This is a genomic window from Luteimonas panaciterrae (genome assembly GCF_020511115.1).
GTDB classification, from domain to species: domain Bacteria; phylum Pseudomonadota; class Gammaproteobacteria; order Xanthomonadales; family Xanthomonadaceae; genus Luteimonas; species Luteimonas panaciterrae.
Genome location: NZ_JAJAVH010000008.1, coordinates 288,465 through 308,303 on the forward strand (window position 1 = coordinate 288,465; position 19,839 = coordinate 308,303).

13 protein-coding genes are annotated in these 19,839 nt (G+C 67.3%); 8 read left to right on the top strand and 5 right to left on the bottom strand.

Annotation, left to right across the window (positions count from 1 at the left end; genetic code table 11):
- The first annotated feature begins 323 nt into the window (after positions 1-323).
- The 4 genes from gltB (at position 324) to LG367_RS12215 (ending at position 7,826) form a co-directional block, all read left to right on the top strand.
- Complete coding sequence (gene gltB, locus LG367_RS12200) at positions 324-4,784, top strand: glutamate synthase large subunit (RefSeq protein ID WP_226469524.1); 4,461 nt, start codon at positions 324-326, stop codon at positions 4,782-4,784.
- A complete protein-coding gene (locus tag LG367_RS12205; RefSeq protein WP_226469525.1) occupies positions 4,781-6,265 on the top strand; it encodes an FAD-dependent oxidoreductase in 1,485 nt (494 codons plus the stop codon). The genes gltB and LG367_RS12205 overlap by 4 nt, the downstream gene beginning before the upstream one ends.
- A gap of 65 nt (positions 6,266-6,330) precedes the next feature.
- Positions 6,331-7,155 (top strand): DUF4124 domain-containing protein, encoded by an 825-nt coding sequence (locus LG367_RS12210; protein ID WP_226469526.1) that lies wholly within the window; start codon positions 6,331-6,333, stop codon positions 7,153-7,155.
- On the top strand, positions 7,155-7,826 hold the full coding sequence (locus LG367_RS12215) for a DUF4124 domain-containing protein (RefSeq protein ID WP_226469601.1): 672 nt from the start codon (positions 7,155-7,157) through the stop codon (positions 7,824-7,826). The genes LG367_RS12210 and LG367_RS12215 overlap by 1 nt, the downstream gene beginning before the upstream one ends.
- Positions 7,827-7,872: 46 nt before the next feature.
- On the opposite strand, the gene LG367_RS12220 is transcribed toward LG367_RS12215, so the two are convergent.
- On the bottom strand, positions 7,873-8,649 hold the full coding sequence (locus tag LG367_RS12220; protein WP_226469527.1) for an SDR family oxidoreductase: 777 nt from the start codon (positions 8,647-8,649) through the stop codon (positions 7,873-7,875).
- Positions 8,650-8,712: 63 nt separating this feature from the next.
- On the opposite strand from LG367_RS12220, the gene LG367_RS12225 reads away from it, so the two are divergent.
- Positions 8,713-8,940 carry a hypothetical protein gene (locus tag LG367_RS12225; RefSeq protein WP_226469528.1) on the top strand — a complete coding sequence of 76 codons (228 nt, stop codon included), beginning with the start codon at positions 8,713-8,715 and terminating at the stop codon, positions 8,938-8,940.
- A gap of 69 nt (positions 8,941-9,009) precedes the next feature.
- Here LG367_RS12225 and sppA read toward each other — a convergent pair whose 3' ends face one another.
- Complete coding sequence (gene sppA, locus LG367_RS12230; protein WP_226469529.1) at positions 9,010-10,926, bottom strand: signal peptide peptidase SppA; 1,917 nt, start codon at positions 10,924-10,926, stop codon at positions 9,010-9,012.
- A gap of 183 nt (positions 10,927-11,109) precedes the next feature.
- On the bottom strand, positions 11,110-12,510 hold the full coding sequence (locus LG367_RS12235; protein WP_226469530.1) for an MATE family efflux transporter: 1,401 nt from the start codon (positions 12,508-12,510) through the stop codon (positions 11,110-11,112).
- A 206-nt stretch (positions 12,511-12,716) separates the two neighbouring features.
- Here LG367_RS12235 and LG367_RS12240 point away from each other — a divergent pair, with 206 nt between their 5' ends.
- Positions 12,717-13,880, top strand: a complete 1,164-nt coding sequence (locus tag LG367_RS12240; RefSeq protein WP_226469531.1) for a DUF3667 domain-containing protein — start codon at positions 12,717-12,719, stop codon at positions 13,878-13,880.
- Between the two features lie 18 nt (positions 13,881-13,898).
- Here the strand turns inward: LG367_RS12240 and LG367_RS12245 are convergent, their stop codons facing one another.
- A complete protein-coding gene (locus LG367_RS12245) occupies positions 13,899-14,528 on the bottom strand; it encodes a DUF3106 domain-containing protein (protein ID WP_226469532.1) in 630 nt (209 codons plus the stop codon).
- A 19-nt stretch (positions 14,529-14,547) separates the two neighbouring features.
- Positions 14,548-15,609 carry a hypothetical protein gene (locus LG367_RS12250; RefSeq protein ID WP_226469533.1) on the bottom strand — a complete coding sequence of 354 codons (1,062 nt, stop codon included), beginning with the start codon at positions 15,607-15,609 and terminating at the stop codon, positions 14,548-14,550.
- A gap of 578 nt (positions 15,610-16,187) precedes the next feature.
- On the opposite strand from LG367_RS12250, the gene LG367_RS12255 reads away from it, so the two are divergent.
- Both LG367_RS12255 and LG367_RS12260 read left to right on the top strand, forming a co-directional pair.
- Positions 16,188-18,422: a primosomal protein N' gene (locus LG367_RS12255; RefSeq protein WP_226469534.1), complete on the top strand. Its 2,235-nt coding sequence runs from the start codon at positions 16,188-16,190 to the stop codon at positions 18,420-18,422.
- 84 nt (positions 18,423-18,506) lie between these two features.
- Positions 18,507-19,838, top strand: coding sequence for an MFS transporter (locus tag LG367_RS12260; protein ID WP_226469535.1), 1,332 nt, complete (start codon positions 18,507-18,509; stop codon positions 19,836-19,838).
- The last annotated feature ends 1 nt before the right edge of the window (position 19,839 follow it).

The window sequence follows — 19,839 nt, forward strand, 5'->3', positions numbered from 1 at the left end:
CTGGCGATTTGCGCGAAGAACGTCGTTCCGGACGGAAACGCGGCCACCGCCTCATCCGACCACGCCGCCAATCGCGCAGTGCCATTCATCACGGGGATAGTTGCGCCTGTAACCGAAACGACCACGATGCGACGACGACGGTCTTCCTCGTCATGACTGCCCATTCGCCAATTCCTACCCGGACCCTCCCGATTGCCGCATCGCACAAAGTGTGATTTAGTCGACTGACGCGGAAGCGTTGCGCCAACCGCCGGGCCGGAGGGAACCGGAGGCTCGGAGCGCTTCGATCCCCGCGCCGCGCCCACCCCACACGGTTCTCGACGATGCGGAAATCTCCGGATCGGGGCCTTTACGACCCCGGCAACGAACACGACAGCTGCGGATTCGGCTTGATCGCGCGCGTGCGCGGGAAACCGGAACGCGCCCTCGTGGACGGAGCCCTGGAGGCGCTGGCGCGGATGACCCATCGTGGCGGCGTCGCCGCCGACGGCAAGACCGGCGACGGCTGCGGTGTGCTGCTGTGCGGGGTCGACGCCTTCGTGCGCACGCTCGCGCGCGAGGCCGGCTTCCCGATCGCGGACGAGTCGGCATGCACGGCCGGTATGGTGTTCCTGCCGCATGACGAAGCCTCGGCGGCGCGATGTCGGGACGAGCTGCAACGCCTGCTGACGGACGTCGGCATCGACGTCGCCGGCTGGCGCGTGGTGCCGACCGACACCTCCGGCTGCGGCAAGCTGGCACTGAGCACGATGCCGCACATCGAGCAGGTGTTCGTCTCGACGACCGGGCTCGACGCCGACGCTTTCGAACGCGCCCTGTTCCTCGCCCGCCGCCGCAGCGAGCAGACGCTGCGCGACATCAAGGATTTCTATCTCGTCGGCCTGTCCTCGCGCCTGCTCGGCTACAAGGGCATGGTGCTGCCGGATGTGCTGCCGCAGCTGTTCCCGGACCTGCAACGCCCGGACCTGGCGGCGCGCGCCGTGGTGTTCCACCAGCGCTTCTCCACCAACACCCTGCCGCGCTGGCCGCTGGCGCAGCCGTTCCGGCGCCTCGCGCATAACGGCGAGATCAACAGCATCGAGGGCAACCGCCGCTGGGCGCAGGCGCGGCGCCGCGTCTGGGCCTCGAAGCTGCTGGACGTGAGCGAGTTCGACCCGGTGGTGACGATGACCGGCTCGGATTCGCAATCGCTGGACAACATGCTGGAGTGGATGCTGCTCGGCGGCATGGACCTGCTGCAGGCGATGCGCATCCTGATGCCGCCGGCCACGCAGTCGCTGGAATACAAGGACACCGATCTCGCCGCGTTCTACGAGTACTACGCGATCAACTCCGAGCCGTGGGACGGACCGGCGGGCGTGGTGATGTGCGACGGCCACTACGCCGCCTGCACGCTCGACCGCAACGGCCTGCGCCCGGCGCGCTGGACGCTCTCGGACGACGGCATCTTCGTGATCGCCTCCGAAGCGGGCGTGTGGGACGTCGCGCCCGAGAAGGTCGTCGCCAAGGGCAAGCTCGGTCCCGGCGAGATGATCGCGGTCGATCTGTACAACGACACCCTGCTCGACACCGACGCCATCGACCGCATCAACCGCCGCCGCGCGCCGTACAAGCAGTGGTTGAAGCAGGGCATGCACTACCTGCATACCGAGCTGATCGATCCGGCGCTCACCGACGCGCCGTTCAACGCCGATACCCTGCTCGGCTTCCAAAAACTTTTTCAGCTCACGCGCGAGGAACAGGAAGCCGTGCTGCGCCCGCTCGCCGAGACCGAGCAGGAAGGCATCGGCTCGATGGGCGACGACATCCCGGTGGCGCCGCTGTCGCAGCGCGTGCGGCCGCTGTACGACTGCTTCCGCCAGGCGTTCGCCCAGGTCACGAATCCGCCGATCGATCCCTTGCGCGAATCCTGCGTGATGTCGCTGACCACGCAGATCGGTCGCGAAGGCAATCTGTTCGACGACACGCCGGCGAACGTCGATCACGTCGTGCTCAATTCGCCGGTGCTGTCGCAGCGCAAGCTCAACCAGATCCTGGCGCTGCCGCGCTTCAAGGAGAAGTACCGCTTCATCGATCTGTACTTCGATGCCAGCGAAACGCTGCAGGAAGCCATCGCACGCATCCGCAACGAGGCCGAGAAGGCCGCGCGCGAGCGCATCGAGCTGCTGATCCTCAGCGATCGCCGTCCGCGTCGCGGCACCGCCGCCATCCATGCGCTGCTCGCCACCGGCGCCGTGCACCAGCATCTGGTGCGCACCGGCCTGCGCTGCGACATCAACCTGATCGTCGAAACCGGCACCGCGCGCGATCCGCACCACTTCGCCTGCCTGATCGGCTACGGTGCCACCGCGGTCTATCCCTATCTCGCCTACCAGACCCTGCATTCACTGGCGCGGCGCGGCATCCTCGGCGGCAAGCGCAACAACGAGCCGCTGGAAGTGGGGCGCAGCTATCGTCGCGGCGTCAAGAAAGGTTTGCTCAAGATCCTGTCGAAGATGGGCATCGGCAGCATCGCCAGTTATCGCGGTGCGCAGCTGTTCGAGATCGTCGGCCTCGCCGATGAAGTCGTCGCCGACTGCTTCGACGGCACGCCCTCGCGCGTACAGGGCGCGGGCTACAAGCGGCTAGAAGCGGACGCGCACGCGCTGGCCGCGCACGGCTGGGACGACAACGCCCTGCCCGAGCCCGGCGGCCTGCTGCATTACGTGCACGGCGGCGAGTATCACCAGTTCAATCCCGACGTGGTGCAGTCGCTGCAGCACGCGGTGAAGAGTGGGACGCGCGAGGATTGGCGCGTCTATGCCGATCACGTCAACTCGCGTCCGTCGGCCGCGCTGCGCGATCTGCTGCGCCTGCGTCTGGCGGAGACGCCGGTGCCGCTGGATGAAGTCGAACCGGTCTCGTCGATCGTGAAGCGCTTCGATTCGGCGGCGATGAGTCTCGGCGCACTGTCGCCGGAAGCGCACGAAGCATTGGCGATCGCCATGAACCGCCTCGGCGGCCGCTCCAATTCCGGCGAAGGTGGCGAAGACCCGGCACGCTACGCCAGCGATCGCCGCAGCAAGATCAAGCAGGTCGCGTCCGGCCGTTTCGGCGTCACGCCCGAATACCTGATCAACGCGGAAGTGTTGCAGATCAAGGTCGCGCAGGGCGCCAAGCCCGGCGAAGGCGGCCAGCTGCCCGGCAGCAAGGTCAATGCGCTGATCGCGCGTCTGCGCTATGCCAAGCCCGGCATCGGCCTGATCTCGCCGCCACCGCATCACGACATCTATTCGATCGAGGATCTCGCGCAACTGATCTTCGATCTGCGCCAGGTGAACCCGCAGGCGCTGATCTCGGTGAAGCTGGTCGCGCATGCCGGCGTCGGCACGATCGCCGCCGGCGTGGTGAAAGCCGGCGCCGATCTGATCACCATCTCCGGCCACGACGGCGGCACCGGCGCCAGTCCGCTCGGCTCGATCCGCTACGCCGGCGTGCCGTGGGAACTGGGCCTGTCCGAAGCGCGCCAGGCGCTACAGGCCAACGAACTGCGCGAGCGCGTGCTGCTGCAGACCGACGGCGGCCTGAAGACCGGCCTGGACGTGATCAAGGCCGCGCTGCTCGGCGCCGACACGTTCGGTTTCGGCACCGCGCCGATGATCGCGCTCGGCTGCAAGTACCTGCGCATCTGCCACCTCAACAACTGCGCCACCGGCGTGGCCACGCAGGACGCCAATCTGCGCGCGAACCATTACACCGGCCTGCCGGAACGCGCCGAGAGCTTCTTCCGCAACGTCGCCGAGGACGTGCGCGAGTGGCTGGCGCAGCTTGGCGTGCGTTCGCTGAATGAAGTGGTCGGCCGCACCGATCTGCTCGAACAGATCGAGACGATGCCGCGCGCGCACGTCGGCATCGATCTGTCGAAACTGTTGCAGAGCGATCCGATGCTGCCATCGGCCTATTGCGGCACGCCGGCGCTGCAACTGCCGCCGAACGGCCTCGCCGCCAAGCTCGACACCGATCTCGCCGATGCCATCGCCAACGCGCGTGGCGGCAGCTTCCGCTACGACATCCGCAATACCGATCGCAGCATCGGCACGCGCTTGTCGGGTGCGATCGCGCGGCGCCACGGCAATGCCGGCATGAGCGCGGCACCGATCGCATTGCAACTGCACGGCACGGCCGGGCAGAGCTTCGGCGCCTTCAACGCCGGCGGCCTGCAGATGGAACTGATCGGCGAAGCCAACGACTACGTCGGCAAGGGCATGGCCGGCGGCCGCCTCGTGCTGCGCCCGCCCGTCAACAGCACCTTCGAATCGCAGGAAACGCCGATCCTCGGCAACACCTGCCTGTACGGCGCCACCGGCGGTGAACTCTATGCGGCCGGCCGCGCGGGCGAACGCTTCGGCGTGCGCAACTCCGGCGCGGTGGCGGTGATCGAAGGCGCGGGCGATCACTGCTGCGAATACATGACCGGCGGCGCGGTGGTCGTGCTCGGCCGCACCGGTTTGAACTTCGGTGCCGGTTTCACCGGCGGCCTCGCCTATGTGCTCGATCTCGATCGCGATTTCGTCGATCGCTACAACCACGAACTGATCGACATTCTGCGCGTCACGCCCGAAGGCTTCGACAACTATCGTCAGCACTTGTACGACCTGATCGAAACCCACGCCAAGCTCACCGGCAGCGCCTGGAGCGCGCGCCTGCTCGAGGAATATCGCGATTTCCTCGGCAAGTTCTGGCTGGTGAAACCGAAGGCGGCGAGTCTGGAAGCGCTAGCTGACGAACTACGGAGGGCTGCATGAGCAAGAAGCACGCCTTCCAATTCGTCGAGCTGCAACGCGAGATGCCGCGCAAGGTGGCGCTGGAACTGCGCACCGGTGGCGACTGGAACGAACTCTACGGCCGCTTCGAGCGCGACAACGCCGCGCAGCAGGCCGGTCGTTGTCTCGACTGCGGCAATCCCTACTGCGAAGCCAAGTGCCCGGTGCATAACTACATCCCCAACTGGCTGCGACTGGTGGAGGAAGGCCGCCTGATCGAAGCGGCGGAGTTGTGCCACGAGACCAATCCGCTGCCGGAGATGTGCGGCCGCGTCTGCCCACAGGATCGCCTGTGCGAAGGCGCGTGCACGCTGGAGGACGGCTTCGGCGCGGTCACCATCGGCGCGGTGGAGAAGTTCATCGTCGACAGCGCGTTCGCGCAAGGCTGGCGGCCGGATTTGTCGAAGGTCGTCGCCACCGGCAAGCGTGTCGCCGTGGTGGGCGCCGGCCCCGCGGGGCTCTCCTGCGCCGATCGACTGGTGCGTTCCGGCATCCAGGCCACCGTGTTCGACCGCTACGAACAGATCGGCGGTCTGCTGCAATTCGGCATTCCGAGCTTCAAGCTCGACAAGTCGGTGGTCGCCACGCGCCGCAACGTGCTCGAGGGCATGGGCGTGCAGTTCCGTCTCGGTGTCGAGATCGGTGTCGACGTCTCGCTCGAACAACTTCTGCAGGAATTCGACGCCGTCTTCCTCGGCCTCGGCGCGTATCGCTACACCGATGGTGGATTGCCCGGACAGGATCTGCGTGCCGTGCTGCCCGCGTTGCCATTCCTCGTCAACAACGGCCGTCTCGTCACCGGTCTCGACCCGCAAGGCAAGCCGATCGCCGGCTGGGAAGACCACGTCGAGATTCCCGACCTGCACGGCAAGCGCGTGGTCGTGCTCGGCGGCGGCGATACCGGCATGGACTGCGTGCGTTCCTCGATTCGCCTGGGCGCGGCCAGCGTCACCTGCGCGTACCGGCGCGACGAAGCCAACATGCCCGGCTCCGCGCGCGAGGTAGCGAACGCGCGCGAGGAAGGCGTGTCGTTCCTGTTCAACCGCCAGCCGCTGTCGGTCGAAAGCGATGCCGACGGCAACGTCACCGGTGTGCGCGTGGTCGAGACCACGCTCGGCGAACCCGACGCGCGCGGCCGCCGCAATGCCGTCGCCATTCCCGGTAGCGAATCGACGATCGCCGCGGACGTGGTGATCATCGCGTTCGGTTTCTCGCCGGAGCTGCCGGAATGGCTGTCCGAGGTGGGCGTCGAGGCCAACCCCAACGGCCGCATTCGCGTCGGCATCGACGCGGGCGAAGGCGTGCTGCCCTACCAGACCACACGGCCGAAGCTGTTCGCCGGCGGCGATGTGGTGCGCGGGGCGGACCTCGTCGTCACCGCCGTGCAGGAAGGCCGTGACGCGGCCGCCAGCATCGCCCGGCTGCTGCGCATTCCCGGACGGTCGGCGCTGGATAACGCCTGAACCAGGACGCGCACCTCCGCCCCGGCAACTTCCCCGCCGGGGCGGCCACGCGCATGATGCGCGGCATGCCCAGACGATCCCGGCACCCGCTGCTGATCGCCCCCGCATTCCTCGCGGCAATCGTCGCGGCGGGAAGCGTCGCCGCGCAAAGCCCGCCTTCGGCCGCATCGGCGGACAGCGTCACCATCTACCGCTGCACCGACGCGCGCGGCAAGCTCACCCTGCAGGATGTGCCTTGCCGCAAGGGCGATGCGCAGCAAGCGCAACAGATGCTGCGGCCGCGCGATCCGCCGCCGCGCCCGGTCATCACGGCCGCACCGGTTCCGCCGATGCCCGCGCCCGCGCCGCCGGTGCAGACCCTCATCGTCCGCAACCCGCAGCCACTGTTCGAATGCGTGCGACCGGACGGCACCGTGTACACGAGCGATACCGGCGAAGGGAATCCGCGCTGGGTCCCGATCTGGGCGGTGGACGACCCCTACGTGCCCTACTACCCAATCCCCCTGGGTGGCCCCGTCGGCGGCGTCAGCTACCACTCGGAGCAGCACATTTCGACCGGGCCGGCGATCTCGGCCACCATCGGGCGCCATACCGACAACAGTTCGGCGGAAGTGCGCATCGACAGCAGACCCGTCGAACCCGTCGATCCTTACTCCCGGCATCGCCGCGGCCATTCCCGTTATCCCGTCTACGGTTACGGCGCCGCCGGCACCTGGGTGCGCGACGAATGTCACGCTCTGCCGCAAATGGAAGTCTGCGGACGCCTGCGCGACCGCCGCGACGAGATCCGCCGCCGCTTCTTCAACGCCCAACCCACCGAGCGTGCGACACTGGACAGGGAACAGCGCGGCATCAACGCGCGCCTATCGGCTGATTGTGGAGGGAGCTGATGATTCGCAACACCATCTTCGCCTTGTCGTTCGCATTGGCGGCGATGTCGCCAGCCGCGCAGGCCCAGAGCGGCGACGTCGTGATCTACCGCTGCACCGATGCCAAGGGCAAGCTGACCATCCAGAACGGCGCGCCCTGCCCGAAGGGCACCAAGGAAGAAAAACGCACCGTGCAGGCACCGACCGTCGTGCCTTCCTACACACCGCCCGCGCCATCCGCGCCGCCTGCACAACCGAAATCGGCGCCCGTGACACCCACGCCCACCCCGACACCCGCGCTCGCACCGGCAAGCCCCGCGCAGCCGCCTGCGACGCCCGCCGCGAAAACACCCCCGGCCGAACACCTGCCGCCTCCACCGATCTTCCAGTGCAACACCTGGGACAACGACAGCTACCTCAGCGAGAACGGCGACCCCAAGCCGCGCTGCGTCACACTCAACACCACCGATTTGAGCGGCAATCCCGCGAACGTCCCCGGTGGCGCCGCCTGCGAAATGAAAACCGACCAGTGCCAGCGCGTGCCTGACGGCCAAGCCTGCGAGGCCTGGAAGAAGCGTCAGCGCGAAGTCGAATCCACGTGGCGCCATGCGCGCGCGAACGACAAGCAGTCGCTGCAGGAAGAATTCGCGCGCGTGACGCAGATTTACGAGGACAGTACCTGCGCCCAGTGATCCTGGTTGCCAGATTCGCGCAACCGGCGATCCAGTTGCACCGGCCTCAGAACCCGTAACGCAGAAACCCCCCATCGATGGCGATGCATTCGCCGGTGATGTAGCCCGCCGCGGGCAGGCACAGGAACGCGACGGCGGCGGCGACCTCCTCGGGTTCGCCGATGCGCCCCATCGGCGTGCGCAGCAGCACTTCGTCGAGATAATCCGGATCGGCGAGCTTGCCGGAAGTACGGCGGGTGCGGATGTACCAGGGTGCGACCGCATTGACACGCACGCCGTCCTCGGCCCATTCGACGGCGAGGTTCTTCGTCATCTGATGCAGCGCCGCCTTGCTCATGCCGTAGGGCGCACCGCTGCGCACGTGGGTGAGGCCGGAGACGCTGCCGACGTTGACGATGCTAGAAGCGGCATGTTTGGTCAGCAGCGGATGCGCGTAGCGCGACAGTTCGAAGGCGGAGAACAAGTTGACCTCGAAGATCTCGCGCCACTCCGCTTCCGTGTAGTCGTCGGCGGGCTTGGTGAGGTTGCCGCCAGCGTTGTTGATCAGAATATTGAGACCTTCGCCACGATCCTCGATCCAGTCGAGGATTTCGCGGCGTTGTTCGTCGTCGGCGACGTCGCCAACCAGGGCGCTGACCTCGCTATCCGGGAATTCCTCGGCAAGCTCGTCACGGGTGGCCTCCAGGGCGTCGCCGTTGCGCGCGGCGATGAGCACGCTCGCGCCGAAACCGAGCAGTTCGCGCGCGATGGCGCGGCCGATGCCGGCACTGCCGCCGGTGACCAGGGCCAGTTGCCCATCGAGGCGCCAACGATGCGGATCCATAACGTGCGTCCGGTCAGGAGGTTAGGCGTAGCATAACGTCCAGGCCACTCCGGAGATGCCGTCATGACGCGCTTGTTCTCCCCCACAGCGTTCTCCCTCGCCGTGACTCTCCTGCTCGCATGCAGCGCCTGCAAGCGACCAGAACCGCCGCCGACCGAGCAGAAACCGGAGCCGCAGGCGACGCAGCTGCAGAAAACGCTCAAGCAATCGATCGACAAGGCCAAGCAGGCCGAGAAAGCCCTGCAGGACAACGCCGAAAAACAGAAGGCCGTGATCGATACGGAGACTTGACCTGACCAAAACGAAAACGCCCGGCGATTGCCGGGCGTTTCGTGTCATGCCTGATCTTTCCGTGCGGGCTCAGAACCCGCAGAAGCAATACGCCAGCGCCTTCACCGGCATGCCGCCCTCGCGCACCGACATCGCCGATTGCTGCAGGAACTGCAGATCACGCGCGGCCTGCGGCATGGTGCGGCCGATCAGCAGCTGCGCGAGGTCCTGACCGAACACCGAACGACCAAGCCAGGCACCGCCGGCGCGGCTGTTGGCGAAGTTGGCGACCACCTGCTCGAACGGCGACGGCATCTTCTCGACGTAACGCACGCGGTAGCTATCCGGCTTGCCGAGCTTGGCGCGCGTGGCGGCGTCGTTGATCGCATCGGCGATGCCGCCGAACTGATCGACCAGTCCGCGTTCCTTGGCCTGCGCGCCGCTCCACACGCGACCGCGCGCGACTTCGTCAATCTGCTCGACGCTGCGCTTGCGCGCGGTGGCGACGCGGCCGGTGAAATCGCGGTAGCCCTTCTCGATCACCGACTGGATGATCTGCCCGACTTCCGGTGCCAGCGGCTGCGTGATGTCGAACGCACCGGCAAAGCGCGTGGTGCCGACGCCATCGGTGTGGATGCCGGCCTTCTGCAGCGTGCGCGGAATGGTCGGGATCATGCCGAAGATGCCGATCGAACCGGTGATCGTCGAGGGATCGGCGTAGATGCGATCGGCGTTCATGCTGATCCAGTAGCCGCCGGACGCGGCGAGATCGCCCATCGACACCACCACCGGCTTGCCGGCCTTCTTCAGGCCGACGATCTCGCGGCGGATCTGCTCGGAAGCGAACACTTCGCCACCGGGCGAATCCACGCGCAGCACCACCGACTTCACGTGCTCGTCGTCGCGCGCCTCGCGCAGCAGGGCCGCGGTCGATTCGCCGCCGACGCGGCCGGCCGGCTGATCGCCGCCGCTGATCTCGCCCTCGGCCACCACCACCGCGACCTGCGGGCGTTCGTCGATCGGTGAGAGTCCGAGATCCAGATGGTTCACGTATTCGCCGAGCGAAACCTGACGGAAGCCGCCTTCGGCATCCTCGTCGGGCTCGCCGCGCTTGGTGAGCAATTCTTCGATCTCTTCCTTGGTCTTCAGGCCGTCGACCAGCTTGTGCTGCAGCGCGTATTCGGCGAGGTCGCCCTTCGTGGCGGCGATGCCGGACGGCAGGTTGTCGATGTCGGCGGCCAGTTGCTGCGGCGTCAGCTTGCGCGCCTTGGCGACGTCGCCGAGATAGCGCTGCCACACGTCGGTCATCCAGAACAGATCGGCTTCCTTGGCTTCCGGCGAAGCGGCGTCGAGCACGAAGGGTTCCACCGCCGACTTGTATTCGCCGACCTTGAACACGTGCACGTCGACGTTGAGCTTGTCCTGCAGCAGCTCGCGGAAATACTGGTGATAGCGGCCGAGGCCTTCCAGCAGCAGGCCGCCCATCGGATCGAGGTAGACCTCGCTGGCCTGCGCGGCGAGCAGATACTGCTTCTGGTCGAGGTTCTCGCCGAAGGCGATCACCTGCTTGCCGGAAGCGCGCAGCTTGGCGAGGCCGGCGGCGACTTCGCGCAGCGAGGCGTAGCCGGAGAAGTGCAGTTCGTCCACGCGCAGCAGCACGCGCTCGATGCGCTTGTCGGTGCGGGCGGCGTCGAGGGCGCGCAGCACGTCGCGCAGCTGCACCTCGGCGGCGGACTTGTCGCCCATCACCTTGGCCAGCGCGCGGCTGGCCGGATCACTGCTGTACTGCTCGACCAGCGTGCCTTCCGGTGCGATCACCAGCGTGGTGCGGCCCTGCAGCTGCGCGTTGCGACCGGCGATCGCGCCGTACAGCATGCCGAGCAGGAGCAGCAGCAACAGACCGAAGAAGACGAGGTTGAAGATCAGGCGCCGCGTGAAGTTCATGACGTCCCAGACGAGGACGAAGAAGGCGGCGACGGGACCCTGGCGGGCCGGCTGGGAAGACATGCGGTGTAACTCCGGAAAGACGGATCAATCGTTGCGTGACTGTGGACAAGTGTGACGGCGTTGGCAGGGCGCTGTCATGCGCCATCGGTCACCCTGAAAGATGGCCAATACCGTCCCCATGCCACATTAGCAGTTTCGCGCTTCGCGGCCCGTCATGGCCCGCCGGTCGACGGGCGGATATTTCTAGACGCGGTCGCTGGCCTCGGCCTCGGCGAGCTGGCTGAAACGCCCGATCCGGTCGGCCCGGGTGGAGCGCAGGAAGCGCGCCGCCAGCAGCACCGCCGCGAACAGCAATCCGGCGATCAGGCCCAGCCACATCCCGCGCGGCCCCCAGCCCAGCCCCAGGCCGAGTCCGGCCCCGAGCGGCATGCCGATGCCCCAATAGGCGAAGGCGGTGAGCAGCATCGGCACGCGCGTATCCTTCAGCCCGCGCAGGGCGCCGGCCGACAGCGCCTGCACGCCGTCCGGGAACTGGAATGCGGCCGCCAGCAACAGCAACGTCACCGCCAGCGATGCCACCGCGGCATCGCGCGTGTACAGCGCGACGATGCCGTCGTGCCAGATCAACAGGATCAGACCCGACAGCGCCTGCGTCCCGAGCACCAGCGCATAGCCGGCGAAGGCGGCGCGGCGCACGCCGAGCGCGCCGCGATTGCTGCCGATCGCATGGCCCACGCGCACGGTGGTGGCCTCGGCCAGGCCGAACGGGATCATGAAACAGAGGCTGGCCACGTTGATGGCGATCTGGTGCGCCGCCGACGGCACTTCACCCAGGCGCCCGATCAGCAGCGCCGTGCAGATGAACAACCCGCCTTCCATCGTCACCATCACGCCGATCGGCAGGCCGACGGCGAGCAGGCCGCGGATCGCCGGCCAATGCGGACGATCGAAGCGCTCGAACAATCGCAACGACGCGAAGCGCCGCGTGCGTGCCAGATAGGCGAGGAACACCAGCGCCTGCGTCCACATCATCAACGACGAGGCGATGCCAAGACCGCCGGCGCCGAGTTCCGGGAATCCGAACTTGCCGAATGTCAGCACGTAGCCCATCGGCACCAGCAGCAACAGGCCGCCGAAGCCGAGCACCATCGTCGGCAGCGTCCAGTGCATGCCGTCGCTGAGGTAACGCATGCAGTAGTACAGGGTCAGCGCCGGCACGCCCCAACGGATGCCGTGCAGGAATGCCGCCGCGCCGGGACGGATTTCCGGCGCGATGCCCATCGGTTCCAGCATGTAGGCCGCCGCCGTCAGGAACGCGAACAGGAACAGGCCGAGCGCGACCGACAGCCACAATCCCTGACGGAACAACGGGCCGATCTCGTCCTGCCGTCCGGCGCCGTTGAGCTGCGACACCGACGGCGGCAACGACATCAGCGTGCCCATCGGAATCATCATCGGCAGCCAGAACAGCGCCGTGCCGACCGAGACCGCAGCCAGCGTGGCGGTGTGATGGTGACCCGCGAGCACGGCGTCCACGAAGCCGATCAATCCGGTGGAGAAATGACCGAGGACCAGCGGCGCGGCGAGAACGGCCGTCGTGCGCACTTCGTCACGGAAGCGCGGAGGGGCGGGAGACGCGAACATCGGAGAGGACAACCTCGCGACTGCGGCCGCGCGTCCGATCGGATGTCGGGCGCTGGCACCGGGTCGCGGCAGACCGTTATCTTACCCGCTCGTCGTCGCCGAGCCATCATGACCAACGGCAAGCCGACCGCGGAAGACGATCGAATCAAGGCGCGCTCACCAGAGCGCGCTCATCAGAGCACGCCCACCAAGGCACGGGAACCATCATGACGGAACACGCCGCGACCGCCGATGCATCGGCGCATGCCGCCTGCGAACACTGCGCGACGCCGTTGCAGGGGCATTTCTGTCATCGCTGCGGCCAGTCCGCGCACAATCCGTTGAAGCATCTCGGGCATGCCATCGAGGAACTGTTCGAGTCGTTCTGGCATCTGGACGGCCGCATTTTCAGCACGCTGCGCGGCCTGCTGGTTCCAGGGCGCGTCGCCGCGGAATATCTCGCCGGCCATCGCGTCTGCTTCATCCCGCCGCTGCGCCTGTTCCTGATCCTGAGCGTGCTGACGTTCTTCGTCGGCAAACTCACCGTGCACATCGACGAAGGCCTGAACGTGAACGCCTCCACGCCCGGGAACGCCGCGATCCTGCGAGCGGGCAGTGTCGCCGAGGTCGAGCGTGTCCGCACCCGCCTGCTCGCGGAAATCAGCGATGCGGAGACGCAAGCTGCGGCCGTCCCCGGCATCGGCGCCGCATTGAACGACGCGCGCCTCCAGATCCAGGATGACGCCGCGCGCCGGATCGCGGAACTGGAAGGGAAGCCGCTGCCGGCGCCGACGAATAGAAGCACGGCGAAGGCCCCCGCGACAGCGTGGTTCGATCGGCCGTGGTCGTTCAACGACAAGCCCTGGGATGCGACATCCAATCCGGTCACGGTGACGGGGTGGCCCGATTTCGCCAACCGCTGGCTCAACAACAAGATCGGCAGGGCCAAGGCCAACATCTCCCGCATGGGCAGCCAGCCGGACCTGTTCGTCCAGGCGTTCATGAGCGCGGTGCCGACCGCGCTGTTCGTGCTGATCCCGGTGTTCGCGCTGCTGCTGAGACTGCTCTATCTGTATTCGGGCCGTTCGTATCTGGAGCATCTGGTGGTGGCGCTTTACAGCCACGCCTACCTGTTGCTCGTGCTGCTGGCCGCTTTCCTGCTGTCCGCGCTCGGGAGCGCATTCGCGACATCGTGGGTGGGCAGTCTGGCCGGTTATTGCAGGGTGGCGCTGTGGCTGTGGGCGCCGATCTATCTGCTGCTGATGCAGCGCCGCGTCTACGGCGATGGCTGGCTGCTGTTGCTGCTGCGCTACGCCGTGATCGCGTTCATCTACACGGGGCTGGTGGTGTTCGCCTCGGTGTATGCCGCGCTCGCGGGGCTCACGTCCTGAGTCCGATCAGGCTCGGATTCATCGATCCATTTGCGTTTGCAGCCACGCGTCGCGACCGGCGGCGGGCGTCGACAGCAATCCCTGACGCAACACGTCGCGTTGCTGCGGCGGCGTGCGTTGTATCAACACCGCCAGATTGGCGCGTTGCGCTGGCGTCATCGCGTGCAGCGTTTCGAGCAGCGAAGCACGTTCCGCGCCCGGCACCTGCGCCAATAACGGCTGCAACCGCGGCCATTCGGCACCGAGCGCCGGACCGAGCAGCCAGCCGCGGCGTTCACTGCCATCCAGATGATCGAAACGCTGCCGCAGCGCCTGCTGCTCGGCGGCGGGCATCGCGGCGTAGCGGCGCGCGGCCTCGATCAATTGCGCGCGTTCGGACAACGACAACGCCTCCCAGGCATGGCGCGCATCGCGACGCTCGCCTTGCTGCGCCGGCAGCAGCGCATTCCACGCCGCGATGCGTTTGTGGAACTCCTCCCGCTGCGCCGGGCTCATCGCCGACACGCGCGCGTTGCGCTGATGCAATTGTTCGCGCACTGCGGGTGGCAGCTGTTCGGCCGCTTCCTGCAATTCCGACGGCAGCGATTGCGCCTGCGCGATGGCGGCAAGCGCGTACAGCAGCGCGCCGAGCACGGGCCTGGAGCACATTGTTTTAAAGCGCACCGGCTTACAGCAGCGCATCTTCGGTCTCCGTGCGCGGCTCCTGCGCATTGCTGGGCGGCGGCGCGGGCGGCGTCGATGGCTTGGCGGGCTCCGAATCCTCCGGAACGACCGGCGCGATACGCGGCTCGGGCGCGCCCGCGGCCAGCCAGGCGTAGAAGGCGGGATCGGTGCGGGCGGCATGTTCGAGCGCGGCGTCTCCGGTGGCGGCCGACGCATCGCCGTCTTCCAGGATCTGTTCGAAATCCGGATGCAGCAGCAACGCGCCTTGCGCGTCGAACTTCGCCGCTGGGGCCTCCGCAGGCGGCAACGCCGCGATCCGCACGCGCGGTGCGTTCGGATCGCCGGGCCATATGTTCTCGGGCAGGAAGAATGTCGCCGTCAGCGCCGCGACACAGGCGATCGCCACCGCCACCATCGCGGGCTTCGTCCAGCGCGGACGCGCAACGATGACCTCGGTGACGGAAGAAGACGCCGGCTTCGCATCCTCCGCTTCGGGTTCCGGCAGCGGATCGAGCCGGCGCCCCAGCAGCGCCGCCTCGCGCAAACGCGCCAGATGCGCCAATCGCTCCGGCGGCAATTCGCGCACGGCGTGTTGCGCGGCTTCGCCGAGCATGCGCCAGGCAGTGGCGTCGGGCCGTCCGTCCTCGTGGTGCGGCAGCGCGCGCTGCAGCGCCAGGCGATAGGTCGGCCGGGCCACGCCGAGCACGCCGGCGGCATCGCCCTCGCTCAGGCCAGCCACCAGCCGCAGCAGCAGCGCGGCACGCGGGCCGCTGCCGATGTGCGACAGGAAATCGAAATCGCCGTCCCAGTGCGGCGCGAGCGGCGGCTCTCGCAGCTCCGGCGTTGCCAGCAGCAGCGCCCAGAACTGGCGCGGCCAATCGGCGACCGGCAGAGCGCTGGCCGCGGACCGGAATGCGCGCATCGCCGCCGCCAGGGCGCGCTCGCCGGTATCGGCATTGCCGGACTGCAACTGCCCGAACACCGCCCCCCGGCGCTCCACGCCACGCAGGAAGGCAGTCAGGGCGGCTGGCGGGGGAGCGGGGTCTTTCGGTGTGCGGGGGATCATCTACGAGTGCAATCAACCTGGAACCCGTCGCGCCGCAGGGCGCGATGCCATGTGGCGACCGACTCGGTCCGGGCCCGCATGATAGCGACTGTCGGCCCATCCACTCGCATGTCCGTCGCGTGTGAATGTTCCACGCGGCGCGAACTGCGCTGAATTTGGTTGTACACAGCAGTCATCACTTCGTCACGAAGCGGGATACCCCGACGTACCGACCCCTTGTTTCCGCAATGTTTCACGGTTAAGTGCATGAATTTAAATGAAAAAACGGGTTTGGCACTTTTTTGACCAACTTGAACCGCAAGCCCGGATTTTCAGGGAGTTTTGCTGCTCCACCCACTTGATGCACAGGGTTATCCACAGCATGTGTGGATAAGGGAAAAACCCTTTTGGCGACCGTAACTTGCAGACGATTGATATAAGTCAAGGCAGCAATGAAACGCAAAGCATGCTCACGAAAAATTTCTGACGAACGACCACGACACGACCCGCCTTCGCCGCGACGGCACGGCCTGGAAAAACGTCCGCCAGGCCGACATCGCGACGCAATGCCTGCGCCGGCGCATCGCTAGACTTTGTCGATGTCCGTCACCGATCCCATCCTCCGTGTCGCCCTGCCGCTGCCGTTGCCGCGGCTGTTCGACTACCGCGCGCCCGGCACCGAGGCGGCGACACAGGACTGGATCGGTCGCCGCGTGCGCGTCCCGTTCGGGCCGCGCGAGCTGGTGGGGGTGGTGGCGGAGGTCGGTCCCGCGGAAGACGGCACGCATGAGCTGCGGGAGATCCTCGCCTGCCTCGACGACGCCCCGCTGCTGCACGGCGAACTGGCCGACTCCCTGCGCTGGCTGTCGCGCTACACCCACGCCCCGCTCGGCGAAGTGCTGGCGACCGCCCTGCCGGCGGCCCTGCGCCGCGGTGAGCCGCTGCCGGACACCCATGCCTGGGCCTGGCGCCTGACCGAAGCCGGCGCGACCCACCTGCCGGCCCTGCGCGCGGGCACCCGGCCACGCCGCTTCGCCGATCTGGTGCAGGCGGCCGGATTGCACGGGGAGGACGCGCTCGATGTCGCCATGGACGATTGGCGCACGGCCGCGCGCGCGCTCGCCAAGCGCGGGATCGTCGAACGCGTCGCCATCCCCGCCTCGCAGCTCGCGCCGACGCCACAGCCCGGCCCCACGCCGAACGACGAACAGGCCGCCGTCATCGAGACGATCCGCGCTGCCCAAAGCGGGGCCTGCACCGGCTTCATGCCGCTGCTGCTCGACGGCGTCACCGGCAGCGGCAAGACCGAGGTGTATCTGCAGGCGATCGCCGACTGCCTCGCCCGCGGACGGCAGGCGCTGGTGCTGGTGCCGGAGATCGGCCTCACCCCGCAGGCGCTGGCGCGCTTCCGCGCACGCCTCGGCGTGCCGGTGCATGCGCTGCACTCGGGCTTGAACGACAACGAACGCGCGCGCGTCTGGGCCGCAGCCTGGCGCGGCGAGGCGCGGGTGATCGTCGGCACGCGCTCGGCGATCTTCGTGCCGCTGCCGCAAGCCGGCCTGATCGTCGTCGACGAGGAACACGACGCCAGCTACAAGCAGCAGGACGGCATCCGCTACCACGCCCGCGACTTCGCCCTGGTGCGCGGCAAAGCGCTCGACGTGCCCGTGCTGCTCGGCAGCGCCACGCCTTCGCTCGAATCTCTGCACAACGCGAACGCCGGCCGCTACGCGCACCTGCGCCTGACACGCCGCGCCGGCAACGCGCAGGCACCGCGCGTGCGCGTGCTCGACGTGCGCAAGCGCCCGCTCGATGCCGGATTGTCGGTGGAACTGCTCGAAGCTATCCGCGACACCGTCGATCGCGGCGGACAGGCGCTGGTGTTCAAGAACCGCCGTGGTTACGCGCCCGTGCTGCTCTGCCACGACTGCGGCTGGAGCGCGCACTGCCATCGCTGCAGCACGCCTGAGCACAACAGTCCGATGACCGTGCATGCCGGCGGCCGCCGCCTGCAATGCCATCACTGCGGCGCGCGACAAGCCGTGCCGAAGGCCTGTCCCGATTGCGCCAGCCTCGCCCTGCAACCGCAGGGCAACGGCACCGAGCGCATCGAGGAAACGCTGGCGCGCGTGTTCGCCGACGTGCCGGTCGTGCGTGTGGATCGCGGCAGCACGCGCCGCAAGGATGCGCTGGAACGCCACTTCGACACGCTCGGCGATCGCCCCGGCATCCTGATCGGCACGCAGATGCTGGCCAAGGGACACGACCTGCCGAATCTCACGCTGGTCGCCGTGGTCGGCATCGACGAAGGCCTGTTCTCCGCCGATTTCCGCGCCGGCGAGAAGCTCGCGCAATTGCTGATCCAGGTGTCGGGCCGCGCCGGCCGCGCCGAGAAGCCCGGTGAAGTCTGGCTGCAAACGCATCATCCCGAACATCCGCTGCTGCAGACGTTGATCCACGGCGGCTACCACGCCTTCGCCGAACAGGAACTCGCACAGCGCGAAGCCGCGGGCTTCCCGCCATTCGCCCATCTCGCGCTGTTGCGCGCAGAGGCCAAGCATGCCGACGCGCCGATGATGTTCCTGCGCGAGGCGAAACAAGCCTTTGCCGATGCGGATCAGACCATTACGGATCAAACCATCGCGATCCACGGCCCGCTGCCGGCACCGATGCCCAAGCGCGCCGGCATGCATCGCGCGCAACTGCTGGTGTCATCCAACGAGAGGCGGCAACTGCACCGCCTGCTGGATTCGGCCCTGCCGGTGTTGTACGCATCGCCGGAAGCACGCAAGGTGCGCTGGTCGCTCGACGTCGATCCCGTGGATCTTTACTGACTTTACTGAACTTTCGTCGCGACATTGACCACAGCCTAACCTCCCTGCGCTACCCTGCCGCCTTCGCACGCACGAGGTCTGGCCATGTCGAACGCCATCGTCACGGATGCCGCCACGAACACCGCCACCATGACGCCCGCGCGGCGCCTGCGCAGCATCTTCAGCGGCTCCGCCGGCAATCTGGTCGAATGGTACGACTGGCTCGCCTACTCCATGCTCGCGATCTACTTCGCGCCGCACTTCTTCCCCAAGGGCAGCCGCAACCTCGAATTGCTCAACACCGCCGCGGTGTTCGCGGTCGGCTTCCTGATGCGGCCGATCGGCGGCTGGCTGATGGGACTGTTCGCCGATCGTTACGGACGCAAGACCGCGCTGGTGTGGTCGATCGTCCTGATGTGCAGCGGCTCGCTGCTGATCGCGGTCTGTCCCGGCTACGAACACATCGGCATCGCCGCGCCGATCATCCTGGTGATCGCGCGCCTGATCCAGGGCATCAGCCTCGGCGGCGAATACGGCACCTCGGCGACGTATCTGAGCGAGATGGCGGACAAGCGCCATCGCGGTTTCTGGTCGAGCTTCCAGTACGTCACGATGGTGCTCGGCCAGCTGCTCGCGCTGCTCGTGCTGATCGTGCTGCAACGCTGGCTGTTGACCGAGCAGCAGCTCAACGATTGGGGCTGGCGCATTCCCTTCGCGATCGGCGCGCTGCTCGCGGTCACCGTCATGTATCTGCGCCGCACGATGCAGGAAACCGAATCCTTCGAACTCGTCAGCAAGAGCAACCGGCCCAAGGCTAGCATCCGCGAGCTGATGAAATATCCGCGCGAAGTGCTCACCGTGATCGGGCTGACCCTCGGCGGCACGATTTCGTACTACACCTACACCACGTATCCGCAGAAATTCCTCGTCAACAGCGCCGGCTTCAGCAAGTCGGAGGCGACACTGATCTCGGCGCTGTCGCTGATCGTCTTCATTTTCCTGCAGCCGCTGTTCGGCGCGTTGTCCGACCGTGTGGGACGCCGCCCGCTGCTGATCGCCTTCGGCGTGCTGGGCACGCTGCTGAGCTATACGATCCTGAGCGGGATCGCCGGGTCGAGCACTGCCGGAGCCGCCTTCGCCTGGATCGTCACCGGCCTCGCCGTCACCAGCTTCTACACCTCGATCAATGCCGTGGTGAAGGCGGAACTGTTTCCAGCGCACATCCGCGCGCTCGGCGTGGGCCTGCCCTATGCGCTGACGCTGGCGATCTTCGGCGGCACCGCGGAATTGATCGCGATCTGGTTCAAGGAAATCGGCCACGAGCCGTGGTTCTACTGGTACGTGAGCGGCTGCACGGCGATCTCGCTGCTGGTGTACAGCACGATGCGCGATACTAAGCATCATTCGCACATCGACCGCGATCACGAACTGGCCTAGA